Origin of the sequence: Mesorhizobium sp. M7A.F.Ca.US.002.01.1.1, assembly GCF_004022955.1 — a bacterium.
Taxonomy (GTDB): domain Bacteria; phylum Pseudomonadota; class Alphaproteobacteria; order Rhizobiales; family Rhizobiaceae; genus Mesorhizobium; species Mesorhizobium ciceri.
Map to the genome: position 1 here is coordinate 1 of NZ_RZQE01000626.1, position 2,768 is coordinate 2,768.

Sequence of the window (2,768 nt, forward strand, 5' to 3'; positions counted from 1 at the left end):
TGGTGATGGCGATGATCGGCGTCAGCAACGGCAGCGTCACATAGCGGAACAACTGCCAACGGCTGGCGCCGTCGAGCGTCGCGGCCTCGTAAAGCGATTGGGGAATCGTCTGCAGGCCGGCCAGCAGCGTGATGGCCACGAAAGGAATGCCGCGCCAGACATTGGCGGCGATCACCGAGGCGCGTGCGTTCTCCGGATCGCCAAGGAAATTGATGCGGTGGTCGATCAGTCCCATCTGCTGCAGCGCCCAGGAGAGGATGGAGAACTGCGAATCGTAGATCCACCAGAAGGCGATGGCCGAGAGCACCGTCGGCACCACCCACGGCAGCAGGACAATCGCGCGGAAGAACGATTTGAAGGGAAGGTTCTGGTTGAGGAGGAGCGCCAGCCAGAGGCCGAGCGCGAATTTCAGGATCGAAGCGCTGATCGTGTAGAGCAAGGTGTTGAAGACGGAGAGCCAGAAGACGGCGTCGCTCCACAGATATTCATAGTTTTCGATGCCGATGAAGATGCCGGGGCGGCCGATGCGGGCGTCGGTGAAGCCGAGCCAGACGCCGAGCCCCAGCGGATAGGTCAGGAAGACAAGCAGCAGTGCAGCCGCCGGAAGCATGAAGCCGAAGCCAAGTGCGTTCCGGCTTTCGCTCCAGCGCGATAGAATCCGTGAGAAGATCGAAGATCGCGGCTGGATAGCAGCTGACGGCACGGCCATGGGTCGGCTCCTGCTGAGGTCTCATTGATCGGCCGGATCGGCCACGATGCAATCCGAAGCCAGCCGGGCAGCCGCGCTGCCCGGCTGAACCGGCTCAAACGCGATAATAGCGATTTGCCCGCTTCTCGGCCTCTTCCATTGCCTCTTGTGGCGTCGCCTGGCCGGTCACCGCTTTGGCGAACATATCGACCAGCACGTAGTCGGCCATGGTTGCCGCCGAAGCATAGCCGAGCGGCCCGGCATAGCCGTTAGGCCGCAGAGTAGCCGAAGCCTTGGCGTAAGCGGCGTTGTTGGGATCGGCAGTCCATACCGGGTTGTTGTCGAATGCCTTCAGGGTCTGGCAGCAATATCCGGCCGAGGAGGTGATCCAGTCCTTCATTTGCGGTTCCTCGAACATGAACTGCAAATACGCCTTGGCCGCGTTGGGGTAGGGCGTGTAATTGAAGATGACAGCCGTGGTCACCTGGAACAATTCGACGGATTTGCCGACAGGGCCGATGGGCAGGTTGGTGGTGCGTATGTCCTTGGCGATTTCAGCCAGCTTCGGATCATTGTCCTTATTGATTTTGGCGGTGTTGTAGGCCGAGATGCCGTTGGCGATGACAGCCAGTTCGCCGGCCAGGAAGGCGCGGTTGTTGTTGACGTCGAGCCAGCTTTCCGTGCCTGGAATGAAGGTCTTGTAGAGTTCCTGCGCGTATTCGATGGCCTTGAGGGTCTCGGGGCTGTTGATCGTTACCTTGCCGCTCTCGTCGACCATCTGGCCGCCATGGCTCCACAGCAGCCAATGAGCATAGTTGTTGCCGTCGCCGACGCCATGGCCATGCGTGAAGCCGGCCGGATGTCCCTTCGCCTGCAAGGCCTTGCAAAGTTCCAGGAAGCCTTTCGTGTCCTTGGGAAACTCCGAAAAGCCGGCCTCTTTCACCCAGCTTTCCCGATAGACGATGGCGTTTCCGATCGTGGCCAGTGGCAGGCCGATGAATTTGCCTTCCCGGGTCGCATATTGCTTTGGTCCATCATGCCAGCCGCCGTATTTCGAGCCGAGATACTCGCCCAGTTCGCTCACGTCGTGCAGCTTGTCGGGATATTGGTGCGGGTCATCGAACCAGACGAACATCAGGTCGGGGCCGGAGCCGACATTTGCCGCGACTGCCGCCTTGGGGCGAATGTCCTCCCAACTTTCCTTGTCGACGCGGACCGCGACACCTGTCGCTTCGGTGAAGCGCTTGGTGTTGGCCAGCCATTGGTCCTCGTCGCCCTGGACGAAGGGCGACCAGCGCAGCAGCCTAAGCTTGGCGCCATCCTCGGGTTTGTATTTCGGTCCGTCCTGGGCAAGGGCCGGAGAGCTGATGAACCGACTTCCCAAGGCACCTGCCGCCGCGCCGGCGGTGGTGCGGATCACGTCACGTCTGGTGAACTTCATGCTCGTTTCCTCCTGCTTGTTGTCCTTGCCTGTGGTCCTACTGATCGGTACGTGTTTGGAACCTCTGTCCGGTTTCTCCGTGAAAGAGATGGATGAGGCCGGGCTCGGCCGTAAGCCGGATGGTTTCGCCCGGCGTGAAGGAATGTCGTTCCCGGAAATTCGCGACGATCTCTTCGCCGCCGGCTGTCCGGCCGATGAGCTGCACTTCGGACCCGGTTGGTTCAACCACCGCGACGGTGACCGGAATGCCCTGGTCGTCGGACAGCCGCAAATGCTCGGGCCTTATTCCCAGCACCACAGGCTCGCCATTGGGGATGGAAAGTGCCGAGGCCAACGGGACTGAAATCCCCCCGGCGCCGCGGAACGAGGGTGAGCCGTCAATAGCGATCTCGCCCCTCAGCAAATTCATGGCCGGCGAGCCGATGAAGCTGGCGACAAAAAGATTGTTCGGCCGGTCATAGAGTTCCAGCGGCGGCCCTATCTGCTCGACGATGCCGTCATGCATGACCACGATCTTGTCAGCCATGGTCATGGCCTCGATCTGGTCGTGCGTGACGTAGACTGTCGTGGTCTTGAGGCGCTGGTGCAGTTCCTTGATCTCGGCGCGCATCTGCACCCTGAGTTTGGCGTCGAGATTGG

The 2,768-nt window shown here is 60.8% G+C and carries 3 protein-coding genes; all 3 read right to left on the reverse strand.

Annotated elements, in window-relative coordinates; translation table 11 throughout:
* Positions 1-709, reverse strand: a 709-nt coding sequence (locus tag EN932_RS33115) for a sugar ABC transporter permease (protein WP_164890754.1), incomplete at its 3' end; no start/stop codon positions are given.
* 94 nt (positions 710-803) lie between these two features.
* Entirely contained in the window at positions 804-2,129 is a 1,326-nt protein-coding gene (locus tag EN932_RS33120; protein WP_013529762.1) for an ABC transporter substrate-binding protein, read from the reverse strand.
* 37 nt (positions 2,130-2,166) lie between these two features.
* Positions 2,167-2,768, reverse strand: a 602-nt coding sequence (locus EN932_RS33125) for a TOBE domain-containing protein (protein WP_128369403.1), incomplete at its 5' end; no start/stop codon positions are given.